Raw genomic sequence first — 5,569 nt, 5'->3', positions numbered from 1 at the left:
CGCCGTCCACCCCAGCTTGGAATTCCTGGTACGGCCATGGCTTTGGCCGACGCTGCCGGATTTTCTAAAGATGGCCGCCTGCGGCTTCGTCGCCTCCGCCGGCATGATCCTGCTGTCGCAGGCTTACCGGATGGCGCCGGCCAACCGCGTTGCCACCTTCGAATATACCGGCATCCTGTGGTCGCCGCTGTGGGGTTTCCTGTTCTTCGCCGAGGTGCCGCGGTCGACGACCGTGATCGGTGCCGCCTTGATCATCGGCGCCGGCCTGCTGGCGCTCAGCACCGAACGGCGCAAGAGTACTCCACCTGTGCTCGCTGCCGCCGACCCAGCCTGATCAGGCGAAGCAGATCAGCGCCCGTTCGACGCGCGAGCGGATTTCAGCCAGCGTGAAAGGCTTCTGCACGACATCGAGGATGATGCCGTTCAATTCCTCGGCGCGCTCGCGCTGGTCGGCATAGCCGGTCATCAGCACGATCTTGATGGCGGGAAACAATGTCGCCGCCGCTATCGCCATCTCGATGCCGTCCATCTCCGGCATGCGGATATCGGAGACGACGAGATCATAGCCGCCACGCGCGGCCTGGATCAGCGCAAGCCCCTGCGCGCCATCCGCCGCGATATCGATTGTGTGCCCGGCGCGTTCAAGCGCGCGGGCGGCCAGGGTGCGGACGGACTCATCGTCCTCGACGATCAGAAGCTTTGCCATGGCCGGCATATTTGGCCGCCAAAAGTTGACTTTTCCTGAAAGCGCTGAGGATCAGCAAACCTTTTTGCTGCCGCTCAGGCATCCCCTTTGACGACACCGACAAAGGGCAACTCGCGAAAGGCATGGGCTACATCCATGCCGTAGCCGACGACGAAATAGTCGGGGCAGTCGAAGCCGACATAATCGGCATTGAGTTCGGTCTGGCGGCGCATGCGCTTGTCGAGCAGCACGGCGATCGAACAGCTCTTGGCGCCCCGCGACAGCATCAGCTCGCGGGTGAAGCTCAGCGTCTTGCCCGATTCGAGAATGTCGTCGATCAGCAGCACGTCGCGGCCAGCGACCTCATTGTCGATGTCGCGCAGCACCCTCACCTCGCCGCTGCTGGTGCCGGCGCCATAGCTGGAGATGAAGATGAATTCGACCTCCGGCGACAGGCCGACATCGTGCATGGCGCGGATGAGATCTGCGGCGAAGATGAACGACCCCTTCAGCACCGAGATCACCAGGAGGTCATGGTAGTCGTGTCCGGCAATCTCCTTGGCGAGTTCGAGATTGCGCCGCGCGATCGCCGATGCAGAAAACAGGACTTCGATGTCCTTGCCGCGTACAATTGGCATTTTTCGCCCCGCTGATTTCTTGCCTAAACGCGTTCACGCCCAGCACGTGTTGAGATTCAGGTCAGGCTGAGTCGAAAACGGTGGTTTCCGAGAACCGGAGCGGAGCGTACTGAAGTACGTGAGCACCGGAAGCGCAGGAAACCGCCGTTTGCGGCCAGTCTCACCTGAATATCAGCACACGCTATTCGGCGAAGGTGACCGATACAGTTCTTACACCGTTTCTAGGCACGTCGAGCCGGCTGGCAAAGCCGAATCTTTCGCCAGAGGCCAGCGAACGGCCGGATGTCCCCAACGTATAGCGGGTGATGTGCCCGTCATTGCCGGTCACCCGGATTTCAAGCGGCGGCAGCTGCGCCGGTTTGGCGCCGTCATTGGCGGCCTCGCCATCGACGAACAGCGCAGGGTTCGGTCCGGAAGCATCGACGCGTGACGTGACGCCCGAAATGCTGAGCGCCGACGCTTGCGCGCTGGACAGGAACGGCACCTGGCGCACCAGCGCGTGCCCGCCGGAAACCCAGAAGGCGGCCAAGGCAGCGCCGATGCCGGCGATCCAGAAGATCGGCCCGCCGCGCGAGGCTGGCGGCCGCTCCGGCGGGGCTTCGGGCTTGCGCAGCATGTCCATGCCCTCGATGGGTGGCATCACGATCGCACGCGGCAGCGGCGAAACGCTTTCCACGGCAGGTGCAGGGCGCGGCATCACCACGTAATCGGCATCGACGATGTCGGCGGCCGAACCGCGCATGAACCGGTCCGCCGCGGCAATTGCCGTCGGATCGGTCATGATTTCGCCGGAAACCGGGCGCGCGGTTCGATCGTCAGCCATCATGGCCCCAGCATTGCAGCACGTGTTCGCTTTTCGTTTCTTTTGCGTAAACACAAATGGTTAACGCTTCCCCACCGGAGCCCTCGTGACGAGTCGAAAGAGCCTAGGAATTAACCGCCGGTTAACCATGCCGGCCGATGGTCTTTACCCAGAACAGGCCGGCTCACTGCCGTGCCGAATTTCAGGTCGTCGAAATTGATTCGCTTCGAAAATGTCGGCCTCCGCTATGGCATGGGTCCGGAAATCCTCCGCGACATCTCCCTGCACATTCCGGAGCGCTCCTTCCAGTTCCTCAGCGGGCCTTCGGGCGCCGGCAAGACGACCTTGCTGCGCCTGCTGTTCATGTCGCTGAAGCCGACGCGCGGGCTGATCACCATCTTCGGCAAGGATCGCTCCCGCATTTCCCGCACCGAGCTGCCGCATCTCAGACGCCGGATCGGCGTGGTGTTCCAGGATTTTCGGCTGCTCGACCACATGACCACCTATGAGAACGTCGCGCTGCCGCTGCGCGTGCGCGGGCGCGAGGAGGCGAGCTACCGCACCGATGTCACCGAGCTGTTGAAGTGGGTCGGGCTGGGCGAACGCATGCATGTGCTGCCGCCGGTTCTGTCCGGTGGCGAGAAGCAGCGCGCCGCGATCGCGCGGGCGCTGATCGAGCAGCCGGAAATCCTGCTCGCCGACGAACCGACCGGCAATGTCGATCCGCCGCTGGCGCGACGCCTGCTGCGGCTGTTCATCGAACTCAACCGTCTCGGCACCGCCGTGGTGATCGCCACCCACGATCTCGGCTTGATGGAGCAGGTCGACGCGCGCCGCATGATCCTGGCCGGGGGAAGGCTGGACATCTATGACTGAACTGTCCGCCGAACATTTTGTGGAAAGGGAGCAGGACGCCGAGGCGACCGAAGCAAAGCCGCGCGCCCAGCGCAGGATGGCGCCGATCGTGCCGGCGCAGAACATCGCCGGCCGGGCGCTGGTGCTGGTCATCGCCATCATGACCTTCCTGTCCTGCCTGACTTTCGGCGCGGTGACGCTGGTGCGCGACACAGCGTCCGTCTGGGAGAACCAGATTTCACGTGAGGCAACGATCCAGATCAAGCCGGTCGACGGCCTCGACATGGAAGCAGCCCTTACCCAGGCCTCGCAGATCGCCGGCGAATTCCCCGGCGTCAAGGCGACCCGGATCATCGACCGCGAGGCGACCGCGCGGCTCCTTGAGCCCTGGCTGGGCTCGGGCCTCAACATCGACGAATTGCCGGTGCCGCGACTGATCATCGTCACCATCGACGAGAACAGCCCGCCCGATTTCGCCGCCATACGCGCCGCGATCACCCCGAAACTGCCGAGCGCATCGCTCGACGATCACCGCACCTGGGTCGACCGGCTGGTGGCGATGGCCCGCACCACGGTGACCATCGGCATCGCCGTGCTGGCGCTGATGCTGTCGGCGACGGTGCTGACGGTGGTGTTCGCGACGCGCGGCGCCATGGCCGGCAACGGTCACATCATCGAAGTCCTGCATTTCGTCGGCGCCGAGGCACGCTTTATCGCGCGCGAATTCCGCCGGCATTTCCTGGTCACCGGCATGAAGGGAGCGGCGGCCGGCGGTGCCGCCGCAGTGCTCGTGTTCATCGTCTTTTCCTGGTGGTCGTCGCGCAATATGGCGACGCCGCAGGCCGACCAGGCGACCGCCCTGTTCGGCAATTTCGCCATCGGTTCGGCAGGCTATCTCGGTGTCGTCTTGATGGTGCTGGTGATCGGCGGACTGACGGCGGCAACCTCGCACGCCACCGTCGTTGCCTATCTCAGCGACATCGATGTCCGCCAACCGGATGCAGGCTAATTCATGTCGCCCAAAAGTGGGAACCGGTTTTGGGACAACGACATGGATAAAACAGGGTGATCACGAATAGAGAATTCGCGTAACGCAAAGTGCGTCTTTTACCTACCCAAGGCCGCATTTCAGGATTAACCATATGGCGATGGACGCGCGGGATTCGACCGGTACGGCTGGGCAGATGCCAGTGGTGGTTGCACGTTCGCATGACCGCCGCGCTGTGAGCCGTCTAAGAGCCACGCTGCGCCTGTCCGCCCTCTCCGTCCTCATCCTTGCAACTTTGTTTGCCGGCGGTTTCGGTTGGTTCGCCAACAAGGTCAGTCACCTGACGACGCCCGCCAATCCGGCCAGGGCAGACGCGATCATCGTCTTGACCGGCGGCCAGTCCCGCCTCGATGCCGCGATGGATCTGCTGGCGTCCGGCAAGGGCGAACGGCTGCTGATCAGCGGCGTGCATCCTTCGGCCAGCCGTCGCCAGCTGCAGGCGGCAACCGGCGGCGACAAGAATCTGTTCTCCTGTTGCGTCGACATCGACCGCGCCGCGCTCGACACGATCGGCAATGCCGAGGAAAGCGCCAAATGGGTCGAGAGCCACGCCTATGGCACGGTGATCCTCGTCACCAACAATTATCATATGCCGCGCAGCCTGCTGGAAATGGGCAGGCTGCTGCATGGCGCCAAGCTCGAGCCCTATCCGGTGGTCAATTCCAACCTCGACAATGGCGGCTGGCTGACCAAGCCGCGGGCATTGCGCGTGCTGTTCACCGAATACAACAAATATCTGCTTGCGCTGGCGCGCGGCATCGTGCCTGTCAAGCCGACGCCCAACGGCATCGCGCTGGCCGAAACCGCGGCCGGCGGCTGATTATTCCCCTGCGGCCGCGCCCGAATTTCCCCTGAGCCGTGCGATCTCCTGCTCAAGGCGTTCGATACGCTTGTCCCGCTCGCCGAGTGCCGCCGCGACGTCGGCTGCCTCGAACCGTTGTGGAATATGCTGCGGGCAATTGGCATCCCAGGCCGAGACCGTGAACAGGACGACCTGCTCGGCGCGCGCTCTGTAGCCTTGCGGCATCAGCTTCGCCATCAGTTCGGCATCGTTCTCGACGACGCGCGCGGTGCCCCAGAGCTTGATGCGCTGGCGGTGCATATAGTCGATCAGGAACAGGAACGCCCTTGGATTGTCGGCCAGATTGCCCTGCGTGATGAACTGCCGGTTGCCGGAAAAATCCGCGAAGCCGATCGTATGTTCATCCAGCACCTTGACGAAGCCGGCCGGCCCGCCGCGATGCTGGACATAGGGCTGCCCCTCGCGGTTGGCGGTCGACAGGAAGACGCTGGTCTGCATTTCGATGAAGGCGGCAAGGTCCGGGGTGATGCCGGCCTGCCAGCCGCCACGCTCCTCGACGCGGGCGTAGGACTGACGTGAGCCCTTGCGGGCCTGGATCGCCTTGACGGTCGGCGTGAAGGCGACGTCGCTGGTGAAAGCATGCGCGTTCATCGAAAGCTTCCTTGCGGCAAGATGCTAAAGTCCGAGCTCCGACAGTGTCGGGTGGTCGTCCGGCCGCCGGCCGAGCGGCCAGTGATAC

General features: G+C 63.7%; 8 protein-coding genes. 4 read left to right on the top strand and 4 right to left on the bottom strand.

Annotated features, from left to right (window positions below):
- Positions 1–334 (top strand): DMT family transporter (locus EN884_RS23690; RefSeq protein WP_164895122.1); only part of this gene is annotated, 334 nt, incomplete at its 5' end.
- Here the strand turns inward: EN884_RS23690 and EN884_RS23685 are convergent.
- The 3 genes from EN884_RS23685 to EN884_RS23675 form a co-directional block, all read right to left on the bottom strand.
- Positions 335–706, bottom strand: a complete 372-nt coding sequence (locus EN884_RS23685) for a response regulator (protein ID WP_063170346.1) — start codon at positions 704–706, stop codon at positions 335–337.
- Between the two features lie 74 nt (positions 707–780).
- Positions 781–1,323: a hypoxanthine phosphoribosyltransferase gene (gene hpt, locus EN884_RS23680; protein ID WP_013529401.1), complete on the bottom strand. Its 543-nt coding sequence runs from the start codon at positions 1,321–1,323 to the stop codon at positions 781–783.
- A 181-nt stretch (positions 1,324–1,504) separates the two neighbouring features.
- Positions 1,505–2,149: a hypothetical protein gene (locus EN884_RS23675; protein ID WP_063169091.1), complete on the bottom strand. Its 645-nt coding sequence runs from the start codon at positions 2,147–2,149 to the stop codon at positions 1,505–1,507.
- A gap of 192 nt (positions 2,150–2,341) precedes the next feature.
- Between EN884_RS23675 and ftsE the strand changes: the two genes are divergently transcribed.
- The 3 genes from ftsE to EN884_RS23660 all read left to right on the top strand — a co-directional run bounded on the left by ftsE (position 2,342) and on the right by EN884_RS23660 (position 4,848).
- On the top strand, positions 2,342–3,001 hold the full coding sequence (ftsE, locus tag EN884_RS23670) for a cell division ATP-binding protein FtsE (protein WP_010911739.1): 660 nt from the start codon (positions 2,342–2,344) through the stop codon (positions 2,999–3,001).
- Positions 2,994–3,989, top strand: coding sequence for an ABC transporter permease (locus tag EN884_RS23665; RefSeq protein WP_013529399.1), 996 nt, complete (start codon positions 2,994–2,996; stop codon positions 3,987–3,989). Before ftsE ends, EN884_RS23665 begins: the two co-directional genes overlap by 8 nt.
- Positions 3,990–4,122: 133 nt before the next feature.
- The gene (locus tag EN884_RS23660) at positions 4,123–4,848 is read left to right on the top strand and encodes a YdcF family protein (RefSeq protein WP_024503762.1); all 726 of its coding nucleotides are present in this window, start codon (positions 4,123–4,125) and stop codon (positions 4,846–4,848) included.
- Here EN884_RS23660 and EN884_RS23655 read toward each other — a convergent pair whose 3' ends face one another.
- A complete protein-coding gene (locus tag EN884_RS23655; protein WP_063169092.1) occupies positions 4,849–5,481 on the bottom strand; it encodes a pyridoxamine 5'-phosphate oxidase family protein in 633 nt (210 codons plus the stop codon).
- Between the last annotated feature and the right edge of the window lie 88 nt (positions 5,482–5,569).

The sequence above is a fragment of the Mesorhizobium sp. M7A.F.Ca.AU.001.01.1.1 genome (assembly GCF_004022735.1).
In the GTDB taxonomy this organism is placed as follows: Bacteria; Pseudomonadota; Alphaproteobacteria; order Rhizobiales; family Rhizobiaceae; genus Mesorhizobium; species Mesorhizobium ciceri.
The sequence above is the reverse complement of the archived record's forward strand: the minus strand, read 5'-3'. Positions and strand labels throughout refer to the sequence as shown.